The sequence below is a fragment of the Kosakonia pseudosacchari genome, from assembly GCF_900184035.1.
Lineage (GTDB): Bacteria > Pseudomonadota > Gammaproteobacteria > Enterobacterales > Enterobacteriaceae > Kosakonia > Kosakonia pseudosacchari.
Genome location: NZ_FXWP01000026.1, coordinates 39,033 through 53,133, shown reverse-complemented (window position 1 = coordinate 53,133; position 14,101 = coordinate 39,033). Strand labels below are relative to the sequence as shown.

13 protein-coding genes are annotated in these 14,101 nt (G+C 54.2%); 3 read left to right on the top strand and 10 right to left on the bottom strand.

Features of this window, described 5'->3' with window-relative positions; translation table 11 throughout:
• The first annotated feature begins 29 nt into the window (after positions 1 to 29).
• Complete coding sequence (gene ycaC, locus BN2591_RS22080) at positions 30 to 653, top strand: isochorismate family cysteine hydrolase YcaC (RefSeq protein WP_086873913.1); 624 nt, start codon at positions 30 to 32, stop codon at positions 651 to 653.
• 77 nt (positions 654 to 730) lie between these two features.
• On the opposite strand, the gene BN2591_RS22075 is transcribed toward ycaC, so the two are convergent.
• On the bottom strand, positions 731 to 2,047 hold the full coding sequence (locus tag BN2591_RS22075; protein ID WP_086873912.1) for a conjugal transfer protein TraF: 1,317 nt from the start codon (positions 2,045 to 2,047) through the stop codon (positions 731 to 733).
• Positions 2,048 to 2,328: 281 nt separating this feature from the next.
• Between BN2591_RS22075 and zur the strand changes: the two genes are divergently transcribed.
• On the top strand, positions 2,329 to 2,844 hold the full coding sequence (gene zur / locus BN2591_RS22070) for a zinc uptake transcriptional repressor Zur (RefSeq protein ID WP_020456115.1): 516 nt from the start codon (positions 2,329 to 2,331) through the stop codon (positions 2,842 to 2,844).
• 310 nt (positions 2,845 to 3,154) lie between these two features.
• On the opposite strand, the gene BN2591_RS22065 is transcribed toward zur, so the two are convergent.
• From BN2591_RS22065 to BN2591_RS22050, 4 genes are all read right to left on the bottom strand, one after another.
• Complete coding sequence (locus tag BN2591_RS22065; RefSeq protein ID WP_007372427.1) at positions 3,155 to 3,364, bottom strand: CsbD family protein; 210 nt, start codon at positions 3,362 to 3,364, stop codon at positions 3,155 to 3,157.
• Positions 3,365 to 3,542: 178 nt separating this feature from the next.
• The gene (gene dinF / locus BN2591_RS22060) at positions 3,543 to 4,877 is read right to left on the bottom strand and encodes an MATE family efflux transporter DinF (RefSeq protein WP_086873982.1); all 1,335 of its coding nucleotides are present in this window, start codon (positions 4,875 to 4,877) and stop codon (positions 3,543 to 3,545) included.
• 81 nt (positions 4,878 to 4,958) lie between these two features.
• A complete protein-coding gene (gene lexA, locus BN2591_RS22055; RefSeq protein WP_017459437.1) occupies positions 4,959 to 5,576 on the bottom strand; it encodes a transcriptional repressor LexA in 618 nt (205 codons plus the stop codon).
• A gap of 108 nt (positions 5,577 to 5,684) precedes the next feature.
• A complete protein-coding gene (locus BN2591_RS22050) occupies positions 5,685 to 6,053 on the bottom strand; it encodes a diacylglycerol kinase (RefSeq protein WP_086873911.1) in 369 nt (122 codons plus the stop codon).
• A 129-nt stretch (positions 6,054 to 6,182) separates the two neighbouring features.
• On the opposite strand from BN2591_RS22050, the gene plsB reads away from it, so the two are divergent.
• Positions 6,183 to 8,606 carry a glycerol-3-phosphate 1-O-acyltransferase PlsB gene (plsB, locus tag BN2591_RS22045; protein WP_086873910.1) on the top strand — a complete coding sequence of 808 codons (2,424 nt, stop codon included), beginning with the start codon at positions 6,183 to 6,185 and terminating at the stop codon, positions 8,604 to 8,606.
• 40 nt (positions 8,607 to 8,646) lie between these two features.
• Here plsB and ubiA read toward each other — a convergent pair whose 3' ends face one another.
• The 5 genes from ubiA to malK form a co-directional block, all read right to left on the bottom strand.
• Positions 8,647 to 9,522 carry a 4-hydroxybenzoate octaprenyltransferase gene (gene ubiA, locus BN2591_RS22040; protein WP_086873909.1) on the bottom strand — a complete coding sequence of 292 codons (876 nt, stop codon included), beginning with the start codon at positions 9,520 to 9,522 and terminating at the stop codon, positions 8,647 to 8,649.
• Positions 9,523 to 9,534: 12 nt separating this feature from the next.
• Entirely contained in the window at positions 9,535 to 10,032 is a 498-nt protein-coding gene (gene ubiC, locus BN2591_RS22035; RefSeq protein WP_086873908.1) for a chorismate lyase, read from the bottom strand.
• A 180-nt stretch (positions 10,033 to 10,212) separates the two neighbouring features.
• A complete protein-coding gene (gene malM / locus BN2591_RS22030) occupies positions 10,213 to 11,157 on the bottom strand; it encodes a maltose operon protein MalM (protein WP_086873907.1) in 945 nt (314 codons plus the stop codon).
• A 108-nt stretch (positions 11,158 to 11,265) separates the two neighbouring features.
• Positions 11,266 to 12,591: a maltoporin gene (locus tag BN2591_RS22025; RefSeq protein WP_086873906.1), complete on the bottom strand. Its 1,326-nt coding sequence runs from the start codon at positions 12,589 to 12,591 to the stop codon at positions 11,266 to 11,268.
• 175 nt (positions 12,592 to 12,766) lie between these two features.
• Positions 12,767 to 13,876, bottom strand: a complete 1,110-nt coding sequence (gene malK / locus BN2591_RS22020) for a maltose/maltodextrin ABC transporter ATP-binding protein MalK (RefSeq protein ID WP_086873905.1) — start codon at positions 13,874 to 13,876, stop codon at positions 12,767 to 12,769.
• Positions 13,877 to 14,101 lie beyond the last annotated feature (225 nt).

Genomic DNA, 14,101 nt, shown 5'->3' with positions numbered 1-14,101 from the left:
CCGTAATGGGTCAAAGGGAGTTCAAGGAAATGACTAAACCGTATGTACGTCTTGATAAAAACAATGCCGCTGTGTTGCTCGTCGATCACCAAACGGGCTTGCTGTCATTGGTCAGGGATATCGATCCAGATAAATTCAAAAATAACGTGCTGGCGCTGGCCGACCTCGCTACGTATTTTAAACTACCCACTATTCTGACAACCAGCTTCGAGACAGGCCCGAATGGCCCTCTTGTACCGGAGCTGAAAGCGCAGTTTCCCGATGCCCCCTATATTGCTCGCCCAGGTAATATCAACGCCTGGGATAACGAGGATTTTGTGAAGGCAGTAAAAGCAACGGGTAAGAAACAGTTGATTATTGCGGGAGTGGTGACGGAAGTTTGCGTGGCATTTCCGGCGTTATCCGCGCTGGAAGAGGGCTTCGAGGTGTTTGTTGTCACCGATGCGTCAGGTACATTTAATGAAATTACCCGCCATTCAGCATGGGACCGTATGTCGCAGGCCGGAGCGCAATTGATGACCTGGTTTGGTGTTGCCTGTGAATTACATCGCGACTGGCGTAACGACATTGAAGGATTGGGCAACCTGTTCTCTAACCACATCCCTGACTACCGCAATCTGATGACCAGCTTCAACAAGATGAGTAGCAAATAACCCCACCACCTGGCTTACTTATCTGATTTATAAGCATAAAGGAGAACCGGAGGCATTAAGCCTCCGGTGAGAACATCTTAGAATGTGACGCTCAGCTGTGCGCCTGCGCCCCAGGTTTCATCTTCGCCGACCAGCCCCATCAAATCGACATGGACGCGGTTAAACGGTGCAAAACCGACACCGCCAGTGAATACGTTTTTATCGTCACCTTTCACATCCGCACGGTAACCGGCACGCACCGCCAGCCAGCTAAGCGGGCGAACTTCCGCACCGACGCCAACGTACTGGGAGTTTTTCTCGCTCTTAAAGCCTTTGGTTTCGGTTAAATCCCCATCAGCGCTTAAGGTCACCAGATCATTGTGCCAGGCCGCACCAGCCGTCACTACCGGGCTAATCTGGTAAGTATCTTTGTAATTGGTGACGTTGCCGGTTCTACCGTTGCGAATACGCACATCCTGGGTATCAATATCGCGGGAGATCAGGTTGGTTCCGGTTAAGCCCACGGTAATGTTTTCGCCAAAGTCAGCTGCCGCACCAACATCAATGTTAAAGCCCGTGTCATCAGTGCGATAGCGGCTGCTATTCCAGTCGCTGCTCTTGTAGTCATAAATGGAGGCGGTGTAGTTGTAGACCCAGGTTTTTTGCAGTTTCGGCGTTACACCAAGGGAAAGCGGTATGCCGCCGACCTCAAACTGGCGCGCCATCGCGATACCAAAGTCAGAAACAATGGCCGCGCGGCCTGCGGCGGTGGAGTTAAGGTTTTTGGTGATCTCTTCACTGCCATTTGGCGAGACAACCGCCCGCAGCGCTTCGCCCAAAGCAATACCGTCGTTGTTCTGAATGCTACGCAGATAATCAATATCTTGTTGATCGACATTCGAACTTACGCGAGCGTGTGCATACGCTTTGGTAACAAAGGCCAGAGAAAGCACATCATTGGGAATGCTCACGGCAAGGCCGGCAGCGGCTTTGGCCTGTGCGGTTTTGCCTTTCAGGAACACCAGTTCGTCAGCCAGATCTTTCGCCGCTCCCTGGAACTGATTCAATGTACCAATCGGGTTAGCAATGACCTGTGCGGCGGTCAGGTTATCGATCACATCCTTGTAACCATCAATTTTGTCATTGATGTTATCGATTTCATCGCGAAGGTTATCTTTGTCGGTAATTTGCGCCTGCACGCTCGGCAGGATAATCGTGATGTCATCTTCCGGCTTGGCTTTTGCCAGCAATGCAGGGTTGATTAATGCTCCACTGCCATAATTAGCTGATGCAACACCGGTTCCCCCCATTGCATCGTTACGTGCTTCTGCCCAGGTATTGGCTGCTCCTGCTTGATTTGCCGCAAAGAAGGAGACAGCGATAGCGACCACTGAAAGTTTACGTTTTTTATTCACAATATGTGTCTCGTAGCCAGATGAGTTTTTTTAAGCCTGCTTATTTTGTAACAAACAGGAATTCACTATTGCTGCGAACAACGACCAAAAAGAAGCTAAATCAAGTGAACGTACAGGATATATGAACGCTATAGTTATTGAGGAAACTCTCACTATTTATAGAAGAGGATATTCATTTCGGGAAGGAAAGCGAGAAAAGGAGTTTACGGGCGGCGATCTCGGCGTTTTGGGCAGGACATGGTAAAGTGTGGCCTTCTATTCCCACTGACCAGAGAGCGCCAATGGATAAGACCACTTCGCAAGAGATGTTAGTGCAGGCTGAAAAGCTGTGCGCGCAGCGCAATGTGCGCCTGACTCCCCAGCGCCTTGAAGTATTGCGATTACTGAGCCTGCAACAAGGGGCGATCAGCGCATATGATTTGCTTGATCTGCTGCGCGAAAGCGAGCCGCAAGCAAAGCCGCCTACCGTTTATCGCGCGCTTGATTTCCTGCTGGAGCAAGGATTTGTCCACAAGGTTGAGTCCACGAACAGCTATGTGCTGTGTCATCTTTTTGATCAGCCGACTCATACTTCTGCGATGTTCATTTGCGACCGCTGTGGTTCGGTGAAAGAAGAGCAGGCCGAAGGTGTGGAAGATATTATGCATGCACTGGCGGCGAAAATGGGTTTTGCCCTGCGCCATAATGTTATTGAAGCCCACGGCCTGTGCGCAGCCTGCGTCGAAGTGGAAGCCTGTCGCCATCACGATCACTGCCACCACGACCATAGCGTCCCGCTAAAGAAAAAACCGCGCTAGCGCTGTCCCGCTGTTATTGGTTATTCGATTCACGGCCCCAGCCAGGCGTCGTGTTTTAGTCTGGCGTTAGCCAAACAAATTCAGCAAGAACATAAATACACATGTGAGTTAACGCAGCCAGAAATAGCATGTGAAAGATGAAGTGATACTGCAAAACTTGTGTGCCGCAGGCAGAGGATGCAAACAGGTATACAACTAAGTGGGATACTGCTGGTGCTGAAAAGACGGGAAAAATACAGGGGTGGTACATCCTTGTACCATCGGGCAGGGTAGCCTTCAGAGGGTTAACACATTTGAGGGGATGTGTTGGCTACCAGCGGTAATCATTACGCGTTTCCCAGTCCGTCACTTCTTTTTCCGCCTGATCTTTCGCGTAACCGTAACGTTCCTGGATTTTACCCACCAACTGATCACGTTTACCTTCAATGATCGTCATATCGTCATCGGTGAGTTTGCCCCATTTCTCTTTCACAGTGCCTTTAAACTGTTTCCAGTTACCGCCGACTTCGTCTTTATTCATCATGGACTCCTTATCGTTCGGTTTAAAATGACGTTCTCGCTGTGCTGAACGTACTGATTATTGTAGTCAGGGATTCGGCATTATGAATTTTATTCGGAATCTTTAACCATCTAACAGGATAAAAACAGCGTAAACGAGGCGCAAAAATCGGAGCGCTAACTCAGGGAATAAAGCGCTATCAGGAAGGATCGCTGGCAGCAAACCAACTGTTGTTACGCCAGTGACGACGCCATATCAGCGCCAACGTCAGCCCACGCAGAGCAAGGAACACCGCGAGCGACAACCACAAACCGTGGTTACCCAAAACAGGCACAGTGAGTAATGTAACGGCAAACCCGGCCGCCGCCACCGCCATACTGTTACGCATTTCGGCCGCACGCGTCGCACCAACAAACATACCGTCCAGCAGATAACACCACACTCCCACTAACGGTAAGATGACCTGCCAAATCAGATAATGCCCGGCAAGCTGTTGTAGCGCGGGGAGCGACGTTAACAACGCGATAATTTGCTGACCCGCCAGTGCATAGACAATGGCAAAGAACAGCGCTACCAGACCGGCCTGCCGGCAAGCAGCCCGCCAGATATGCATCAATTGGCTGCCATCTCTGGCACCATAAGCCTGCCCGGAATGCGCTTCAACCGCATACGCGAAACCATCCAGCGCATAGGCGGTAAAGGTCAAAAACATCATCAGTACCGCGTTTGCCGCCACGGTCTCATCCCCGAGGCGGGCGCCAAACACCGTTATCGAACCAAAGCAGAGTTGCAGCAGCAGCGAACGCAACATGATATCGCGGTTCAGCGCCAGCAAACGCCGCACGCCGCCGCGCCAGGCATTTTTCAGCGTCAGCAATGGAATGCCGCGCATCACCAGTACGTGTCGCACCATCCATAAGCCAATGGCGAAAGTGGCATATTCCGCGATGACCGTGGCAAGTGCCGCGCCTTGCACATTCATATGCAGCCCCATGACCAACCACAGATCGAGCACGATATTGAGCAGATTCCCTACCACCAGCAATATCACCGGTGCGCGCGCATACTGTACGCCGAGCAGCCAACCGAGCAATACCAGATTGCCCAGCGAAGCGGGTGCACTCAACCAGCGAATATCAAGGAACCGCCGCGCCTGTTCCAGTACCGCCTCGCTACCGCCGGTGATATGCAGCGCCAGGTCGATAAGCGGCGTGCGCAGCAGCGCAATCAACACACCGGCTCCAAGCGCCAGCAGTAAAGGCTGGACTAACGCACGCGCCAGCGCGGGCGCATTTTTCGCGCCGAATGCCTGAGCTGTCAGGCCGGTGGTGCTCATACGCAAAAAGAGCAGCAGCATAAAGAGGAAACTGGTCGCCGTTGCGCCAATCGCCACACCGCCCAGGTAAACCGGGCTATCCAGATGCCCCACCACAGCCGTATCCACCAGACCCAGCAATGGGACGGTGATATTCGAGAAGATCATCGGCAGCGCAAGTCGCCAGAGCGCTTTATCGGACGCGGTTAGCAGTGGCATGGTATGCATGTAAAAGTGAGTGAGGGAAAAGAAGAGATCGCTGCGGAACCTGAATCAGCCCCGCAGCAGAACGAATGTGCGTTACAGCCACGCGCCATTACGAATGACACCGACCGCTAACCCTTCGATGGTGAAGTTTTGATCGCGCAGATCGACGACGATCGGAGAGAACTCGCTGTTTTCCGGCAACAGTTCGACGGTGTTACCCTGTTTTTTCAAACGCTTGACCGTTACTTCGTCTTCAATACGCGCAACAACAACCTGGCCGTTACGCACATCCTGCGTTTTGTGCACCGCCAGCAGATCGCCATCCATAATGCCAATGTCACGCATCGACATGCCGCTAACGCGCAACAGGAAATCTGCATGAGGTTTAAAGAGGCTCGGATCGACTTGGTAATGACCTTCGATATGCTGCTGCGCCAGCAGCGGCTCACCCGCAGCGACGCGACCAATCAGCGGTAAGCCAATATCGTCCTCTTCTTCTTCAAGCAGCAGGCGAAGGCCGCGTGATGCGCCCGAAACGATTTCGATAACCCCTTTGCGCGCCAGCGCTTTGAGGTGTTCTTCCGCCGCATTTGGGGAACGGAACCCCAATTGCTGTGCGATTTCCGCACGCGTTGGTGGCATACCGGTTTGAGTGATGCGATCGCGAATAAGATCGAACACCTCTTGCTGCCTGGCCGTTAATGCTTTCATCCCGCCCCCTGGGTGTATATACAGTTATGCTGTGAGTATATACAGCTAAAGGCGATTTTGGAACCAAATTTAAGCAAAAAACCAGGGCGTTATCGAATTCTGGAAGCGTTATCCAAAATGTGACCAGAGTAATGCGATCCAGGTAAATAGCGCCAGCAGGATGGACATCAGCACCGCCGCCGACCCCATATCCTTCGCCCGCCCGGAAAGTTCATGGAATTCCGAACCAATACGGTCTACCACAGCTTCGATGGCGCTGTTCAGAATTTCGACAATCATCACCAGCGTCACAGAACCAATCAGCAGTACGCGCGTCATTGTGTCAATATCGAGCCAGCAAGCGATTATAATTGCCAGGATAACCGCAACGGATTCCTGACGAAATGCCGCTTCATTAATCCAGGCGGCGCGAACGCCTTTCCAGGAATATCCAGCGGCTTTAATGATCCGGGTGAAACCGGTGGTATTATTAGCCATTTAAAGAACCTTTTTATTAAATTGGCGTCAATGTCTCAGCAAGCGCGCAGCGGTACAACAGAAATTATGTGCGCTTTCTGATATTCTTGCGGCGCAATGGCACTATTAACCAGAGGCTTTACATCCTTTATGTCCGGCTGGCCACGAATTTACTACAAATTACTGAATTTACCATTAAGCGTGCTGGTAAAAAGTAAATCGATCCCCGCAGAACCTGCACAGGAACTGGGTCTCGATACATCACGCCCCATCATGTACGTGCTGCCTTATAACTCAAAGGCAGATTTACTGACTTTACGCGCGCAGTGTCTGGCGCATGAGCTGCCCGATCCCCTGGAACCGCTGGAAATCGACGGCGCGTTGCTGCCGCGTTTCGTGTTTATCCACGGCGGCCCGCGCGTGTTCACCTATTACGCGCCGAAAGAAGAGTCGATCAAGCTGTTCCACGACTACCTGGATTTACATCGCAGCCATCCCGATTTGGATGTGCAAATGGTGCCGGTGTCGGTGATGTTTGGTCGTTCGCCAGGGCGTGAAAAAGGCGAAATTAACCCGCCGCTGCGCATGCTGAATGGCATCCAGAAATTCTTTGCGGTTTCCTGGCTTGGCCGCGACAGCTTTGTGCGTTTTTCACCACCGGTTTCGCTGCGCCGGATGGCGACCGAGCACGGCACCGATAAAATTATCGCGCAGAAACTGGCGCGCGTGGCGCGTATGCACTTTGCCCGCCAGCGTCTGGCTGCGGTAGGCCCACGACTGCCGGCTCGCCAGGATTTGTTTAACAAATTACTCTCGTCCAAAGCGATTGCCCGCGCCGTTGAAGATGAAGCGCGCAGCAAAAAAATCTCCCATGATAAGGCGCAGCAAAACGCCATCGCGCTGATGGAAGAGATTGCCGCGAACTTCTCCTACGAGATGATTCGCCTGACTGACCGCATTCTGGGTTTTACCTGGAACCGTCTCTATCAGGGCATCAACGTGCATAATGCAGAGCGCGTACGCCAGCTGGCGCATGACGGCCACGAAATTGTCTATGTGCCCTGCCACCGTAGCCATATGGACTACCTGCTGCTCTCCTATGTGCTCTATCACCAGGGGCTGGTGCCGCCGCATATCGCTGCCGGTATCAACCTGAATTTCTGGCCCGCCGGGCCGATTTTCCGCCGGCTGGGCGCTTTCTTCATTCGCCGCACCTTTAAAGGCAACAAGCTCTATTCCACCGTGTTCCGCGAATATCTGGGCGAGCTGTTCAGCCGCGGGTATTCGGTGGAGTACTTCGTTGAGGGCGGACGTTCGCGCACCGGGCGTTTGCTGGATCCGAAAACCGGTACGTTGTCGATGACCATCCAGGCGATGCTGCGCGGCGGTACGCGCCCAATCACGCTGGTGCCAATTTACATCGGGTATGAACACGTGATGGAAGTGGGCACTTACGCCAAAGAGCTGCGTGGCGCGACGAAAGAGAAAGAGAGCCTGTTGCAGATGGTGCGGGGTTTAAGCAAGCTGCGTAACCTCGGTCAGGGCTATGTGAACTTCGGCGAGCCTATCCCGCTGATGAACTACCTGAACCACCATGTTCCGGAGTGGCGCGAAGCCATCGATCCCATTGAATCCATCCGTCCGGCGTGGTTAACACCAACGGTGAACGCCATTGCCGCTGACCTGATGGTGCGCATCAACAACGCGGGTGCGGCTAACGCCATGAACCTGTGCTGTACGGCGCTGCTGGCCTCCCGCCAGCGTTCACTGACGCGTGAGCAGCTGACCGAGCAGTTAAGCTGTTATCTCGAGCTGATGCGCAACGTGCCTTATTCGCCGGATTCGACCACACCTTCGGCCAGCGCCAGCGAGCTTATCGATCACGCGCTGCAGATGAATAAGTTCGAAGTCGAGAAAGACACCATCGGCGATATCATCATTCTGCCGCGTGAGCAGGCGGTGTTGATGACGTACTACCGCAACAACATTGCGCATATGCTGATGCTGCCGTCGCTGCTGGCGGCCATTGTCACCCAGCACCGTGCGATCTCCCGTAGCGAGATCCTGCGCCACGTCGAGCTACTCTACCCGATGCTGAAAGCCGAGCTGTTCCTGCGCTGGGAAAAAGAGGAGCTGGGACAAGTGCTGGAGAATCTGACGCAAGAACTACTGCGCCAGGGCTTGTTGACGGTGAAAGACGATCGTCTGAGCATCAATCCGGCGCACTCCCGCACTTTGCAACTGCTGGCGGCAGGCGCGCGTGAAACCTTACAGCGTTACGCCATTACTTTCTGGCTGCTGAGCGCCAACCCGGCGATGAACCGCAGCACGCTGGAAAAAGAGAGCCGCACGCTGGCGCAGCGTCTGTCGGTGCTGCACGGCATTAACGCGCCGGAGTTCTTTGATAAAGCAGTATTCAGTACGCTGGTGCTGACGCTGCGCGATGAAGGTTATATCAGCGATACCGGCGATGCGGATCCGGCACGCACCTTAAATGTGTACCAGATGCTGGCGGACTTGATAACGTCGGATGTGCGTCTGACGATTGAGAGCGCGACGCAAGCGGAAGCGTGATGGTAAATTGTCCCCTCTCTTCCCGGAGAGGGGAAAAAACTCAAGGCAAATGCAGGTAACTCAACGCCAGCCCTAAAAACAGCACCAGCCCCACATAGTTATTGTTCATAAACGCTTTAAAACAGGCATCCCGGTCGCGACCGGCAATCAATTTTTGCTGGTAAACAAACAGCGCACCGGCGATCAGCACTGTCCCGTAGTACGTCCAGCCCAGCCCATTCAGCCAGCCAATCGACGCCATCAGCGCCAGCACAGCCACCTGCAAAATCCCGATAATCAGCTTGTCGAAACGACCAAACAAAATCGCCGTCGACTTGATACCAATCTTCACATCGTCGTCACGATCAACCATCGCATACTGCGTGTCGTACGCCACCGCCCACAGGATATTGGCGAGGAACATAATCCAGCAGCTCAGCGGTACAGATTCACTCACGGCGGCAAAAGCCATCGGAATCGACCAGCCGAACGCCGCGCCGAGTACCACCTGCGGCAGATGCGTATAGCGCTTCATAAACGGGTAAACCCACGCCAGCGCCAGCGCAGCGACGGAGAGCAGAATGGTCATCACATTCAGTGTCAGCACCAGCGCGAAGGCCAGCAGCACCAGCACCACAAACAGCACGCGCGCTTCATTTTCCGTCACCGCGCCGCTTGGCAACGGGCGATTCGCCGTGCGTTTAACATGACCATCAAATTTACGATCCGCATAGTCATTGACCACACAACCGGCAGCGCGCATCAGCCAGACACCCGCGACAAAAACCAGCAAAATCCACAGCGGCGGCACGCCCGGCGTCGCCACCCACAGCGCCCACAGCGTTGGCCACAGCAGCAGCAAAGCGCCAATTGGTTTGTCCGTACGCATAAGCCTGTGAAAGGCCAACAGCTTATTCTGCGTGAGACTCCACTCCATTTTCTTTTCCTCTTAGTACAGCGGCGATGCAGGCAAAAACAGTTCGGTCAGCATCAGCGGTTTTCCGCCCAGACGCAGACGGGAACGGCGTCCCCAGAGCTGCTCATGACGACCAATTTCAATAAAGTCACGCGTAAGCGTAGATGAGGTAAAGAGATATCGCCCAAGCGGCGTTTTACCCAGGGTTTGCAGCGCCAGTTCCGGGCCGCTCAGCGTAGATTCCGGCACCACGGTGCGTCCGGCGAGCCAGGGTTCCCCGTCGGCGCAGAGAATAATTTCCCGCAACCAGTAACGATCCTCCTTCGGCAGACTGTCGCGCTCTTCGGCGATCTCATCTTCCGTCACAAAGCCTTCCCGAATCAGCGTCACGCTGACCGTCTTGCCTTGTTGCTCAAAACGTTTGGTCATCGAATCTTCCAGCAGCAGCCACTCGAGCAGTTGCGGGTCAAGCGCGGGGATTGCGTCTACGTAGCGCAGCGCACGCAGTTGCGTAAGCGCAGGGTGTGACATGCCTAACTCTCCGGTACATAACGTAGCGTTATTGTATCGCAGAACCGGCGCACGGGGCGGGGAAACTTCATTCAGTTTTCATCAGCGCAACAGATGCGCAACAGCGCGCATCTGCGCCGGAAAAAAAGGTGCGTCAGGCGACGCACCAGTTGCTGCAAATATCAGCATTGTGGGGAGAGATTACCCCTTGCCTTTTACACTGCTGATAAAAGTGGCACGGGCGGATTTCGACCCGAGGCGTTCTGCTTCATTCAATAATTTCAGCGCCTTATCAATATCACCTTTAGCAGCGGCTTGTTTGATGGCCTGGTTAAAGTAGCTCTCTGTATCGTTGAGCATCGGCTCGCTTTTCGCCACTGGCGCAGGAGCCGCAGCGGGCGCGGCGGCCGGAGCTGGTTGCGTGTTGTAAGCCGGTGCGGCAGTGTTGCCCACGGTAACGGAAGCCGGGCCAGAAGAGCCAAACAGCGGGCCGACTAATATGCTGGAAGAGGAGGAAGTGCTGGCTTTCAGCGCCAGTGAACCTGTCACGCCATGGCGGGCAATCGGATCGGGAATATCCGGTACGGCGTTGCCGTTACCTTTGGCATAGGCTTTAGCCGGATCCACCATCTGCGTGGTTTTTTGCAGATCTTTTTGCGTGGTAAATACCAGCAGATAAAGTTTCTGCTGACCCAACGCCGGGGTCAGTTTCATCGTGCCTTCTAAACGGTTATCCGACATCACGCCCGGCTCCTGGTATGCAAAGAAGCTGGACGGGAAAAATGCTGCAGGTGTGAAGTTCTGATCAAGTACCAGCACGTTTGGCGCATAAACGCTCTCGTTGTTCACTTTGCTGGTCAATGTAATGTTCAACTCGCCGATATTCGCCGGAACGCTATAGGCCATCACCGGGCCAGTAATATCGCCGGCATTCAGCGTCTGCCCGGCGGCAGAAATATCACTACTCAGCGTTTGTGAAGGTGACACCGGCGTCCAGTGCAGTTGTTGCAGCGTTGACGTTGGGATAGATGGCGCAGCAGAGATATCCTGCGGCACGATATTCACAGCAGCCAGGCTCACAGCGGGAGCCGCAGCCAGCAGCCCTGCGGATAAGCAGAGTGCGACGAGACTTTTTTTCATTTTCATTATGATCACCTTGATTGCGCGGTGAGCGTTGGCCAGGCAATAGCGCGCGTCACCTAAGATTGAGGGGCTTGCGCCCCTCATTTGGTCATTACAGCGGGTGTTTAAGCCTTACCACCAGATTTCCATCTGGGCACCGAAGGTCCACTCGTCGTCGTTACCACGACTATTGGTGCCAAAGCCAAACGGTGTGGAGGCGCCATTGCTCGCAGCCAGGGAAGAGGTGTTGCCATCGGCGTCCGTTTTCACGTAACCCCATTTCTCATCCCACTTGGCGTAGGTAGCGAAAACGCGGATTGCCGGACGGGACCAGATGCTGTCGCCCGCCTGCCACTGTTGCGCCAGGGTGATTTTGTACTGGCTGTTGCGATCGCCCGTTTGCTGGGATTTGACGTTGTCGTAACCCACTTCCATCAAGGTGCTCATGATCGGCGTCCATTTGTACATCGGACGGACACCCACGGTGTACCAGGTATTACCGCGCTTGTTATCACGATCGGTGTCCTGATACATACCGACGTACATCAAATCCCATTTTTCAGCGAGGTTGATAGCACCATGATCGAGTAAGCGGATCAGATGACCGTCGTTATCCACAGCGCCGCCGCGAGCCTGGCCTTTACCCTGAGAGATCATCGCGTCGGTAGCGTACTGAACCACGAACTTGTTGTAACCCTTCATCATGCTTTGGGTATGTTCAGCGGTGAACATCCAGCCATCTTTCGATGCGCCCGGCTCCAGGTAATAGTCGTCAGGAATGTTGGTGTGACCGTAGTCAACGCCCAGTTCCAGCACACCGTTCGGGTTGGTCGCCAACTGCGCTAAACGCACATCGAAGACATCGTTCGGCACGGCATGGTTGTAAGTGCGCAGACCGGTGGTCGAGTCGCGATCGCCAAAGGCAGAAGAACCACCCAGCTCAGAAGAACGCGTTGCGGCCAGAGAGAGTTTACCGATGCCAACGTCAATATTTTCAATACCTGCACCCGGGCCGGAAATATCCCAGTAGTAGAAGTCGATCATATGTACGTCATGGCGCTGATAAAAACGCTTACCGGCCCAGATGTTGGCGCCTGGCAGGGAGTCGATCAGGTTTTTACCCACTACGTTAAATTCGCGAACCGCTGGTACGTTGTCGTTTTCCCAGTCGTTCAGTTGTGCGGTTTTATAGGCGATGTTAGAGTCGAAATAGAAGCTTTTATCCGCTTCTTTCCAGACTTCCTGGCCTAATTTAATTTCCGCATAAGTTTCGCATTCGTTACCGAGACGGTATTTGGCATCCGCACCGGTAGCCTGGAAGCATTGCTGCTCACCGCCGCTGCCGGTCCAGCCAATCCCCGAACGGGCATAACCTTTGAAATCAACAGCACCCGCCTGTGCAGACAGTACGCCTGCCGCGATGGCGAGAGCCAGTGGAAGTTTGCGCAGAGTAATCATCGTTCTATCTCCTGAGCTTGCTTTTCTTTTTTTTACACATCCCCCTTCGCGCTATCTCTTTATTGGCTGCCTTCTTTCACTCCGGTCGCGTACTTGGGTACGAAACGGGAAGTTCAGTCAGTTGCCGCCTCGACATAATGCGAATGGCTTTGTGTAAACGCTTTGTGGGGTACGCTTAAACGCCCGGTTCTTTATGTAACCGGCGGCAGGCGCTGCCATCTTCACGGAACAGATGGCAACGCTCCGGCGGTAAGCCGATGGCGAATGTGGCACCCTCTTCTACCAGCACCACGTCAGTCTGGCGGTAGACCAGGTTCTGACGTATTGCAGGGATCTGGATATGAATTTGTGTTTCGTGACCAAGCTGTTCGACGACTTGAACTTCGCCCTCCAGCGTGACATCGGCGATGTCGCTGGGCAGTAGATGTTCCGGGCGGATGCCCAACGACATATTCGCGCCGACCGGCACATTGGCGCTGTCCACCGGCAGCCAGACGCGCTGGCGGTTGGGCAGCTCAACCTGTACTTGTTCAATGGCGGTAGCGGTCACTTTTACCGGCAGGAAGTTCATCTTCGGCGAGCCGATAAAACCGGCGACAAAGCGGTCTGCCGGGTAGTGATACAGCTCCAGCGGTTTACCCACCTGCGCCACGCGCCCGGCGTCGAGCACCACAATTTTGTCGGCGAGCGTCATCGCTTCCACCTGATCGTGAGTGACGTAAATCATCGTGCGGCCAAGGCGTTTGTGCAGACGGGAGATCTCAATACGCATCTGCACACGCAGGGCGGCATCAAGGTTGGAGAGAGGTTCATCGAGCAAGAAGACGCTGGGCTCAGCCACCAGAGTACGACCAATCGCCACGCGCTGGCGCTGGCCACCGGAGAGCGCTTTCGGTTTGCGATCCAGTAGATGCGCCAGTTGCAACACTTCCGCTACCTGCGTGACGCGCGATTTGATCATCTCTTTTTTCGCGCCCGCGAGCTTCAGGCCGAAAGACATATTTTCCGCCACCGACAAATGCGGATAGAGCGCGTAGGACTGAAACACCATGCCAACGCCGCGTTCGGCGGGCGGAACCTCATTCATGCGGGTATCGCCAATCAGCAAATCCCCGCTGGTGATAGTTTCCAGCCCGGCAATCATGCGCAGCAGCGTCGACTTACCACAGCCTGACGGGCCGACAAACACCACGAATTCTCCTTCGTGGATGTCGAGACTGATGTCTTTCGACACCACCACATCGCCCCAGGCTTTCGTTACATTACGCAGCTGTACGCTCGCCATGCCCTTCTCCCTTCGTTACAACCTGTCACCAACAGAAACATTCAACGTGGGCTGACTATGGAGCATCGATTCAGCGGGCGAATCCTCCACCCCCCTGGTTTTTTGTGGGGGAGGAGGCGGGAGGATGAGAACAACGGCTCTGCCCCCCGGATGGGCGGGCTGCGGGCATTTTCGTGATGGGCTCTGCAAAAATCGGCGCTTTTTTATGTGCGCCAACACACATAA

Excerpts from the sequence above, each read along its gene's own strand:
- ycaC (WP_086873913.1), top strand. The coding sequence starts at position 30 with ATGACTAAACCGTATGTACGTCTTGATAAAAACAATGCCGCTGTGTTG.
- zur (WP_020456115.1), top strand. The coding sequence starts at position 2,329 with ATGGATAAGACCACTTCGCAAGAGATGTTAGTGCAGGCTGAAAAGCTG.
- BN2591_RS22065 (WP_007372427.1), bottom strand. The coding sequence starts at position 3,364 with ATGAATAAAGACGAAGTCGGCGGTAACTGGAAACAGTTTAAAGGCACT.
- dinF (WP_086873982.1), bottom strand. The coding sequence starts at position 4,877 with ATGCCACTGCTAACCGCGTCCGATAAAGCGCTCTGGCGACTTGCGCTG.
- lexA (WP_017459437.1), bottom strand. The coding sequence starts at position 5,576 with ATGAAAGCATTAACGGCCAGGCAGCAAGAGGTGTTCGATCTTATTCGC.
- BN2591_RS22050 (WP_086873911.1), bottom strand. The coding sequence starts at position 6,053 with ATGGCTAATAATACCACCGGTTTCACCCGGATCATTAAAGCCGCTGGA.
- plsB (WP_086873910.1), top strand. The coding sequence starts at position 6,183 with ATGTCCGGCTGGCCACGAATTTACTACAAATTACTGAATTTACCATTA.
- ubiA (WP_086873909.1), bottom strand. The coding sequence starts at position 9,522 with ATGGAGTGGAGTCTCACGCAGAATAAGCTGTTGGCCTTTCACAGGCTT.
- ubiC (WP_086873908.1), bottom strand. The coding sequence starts at position 10,032 with ATGTCACACCCTGCGCTTACGCAACTGCGTGCGCTGCGCTACGTAGAC.
- malM (WP_086873907.1), bottom strand. The coding sequence starts at position 11,157 with ATGAAAATGAAAAAAAGTCTCGTCGCACTCTGCTTATCCGCAGGGCTG.
- BN2591_RS22025 (WP_086873906.1), bottom strand. The coding sequence starts at position 12,591 with ATGATTACTCTGCGCAAACTTCCACTGGCTCTCGCCATCGCGGCAGGC.
- malK (WP_086873905.1), bottom strand. The coding sequence starts at position 13,876 with ATGGCGAGCGTACAGCTGCGTAATGTAACGAAAGCCTGGGGCGATGTG.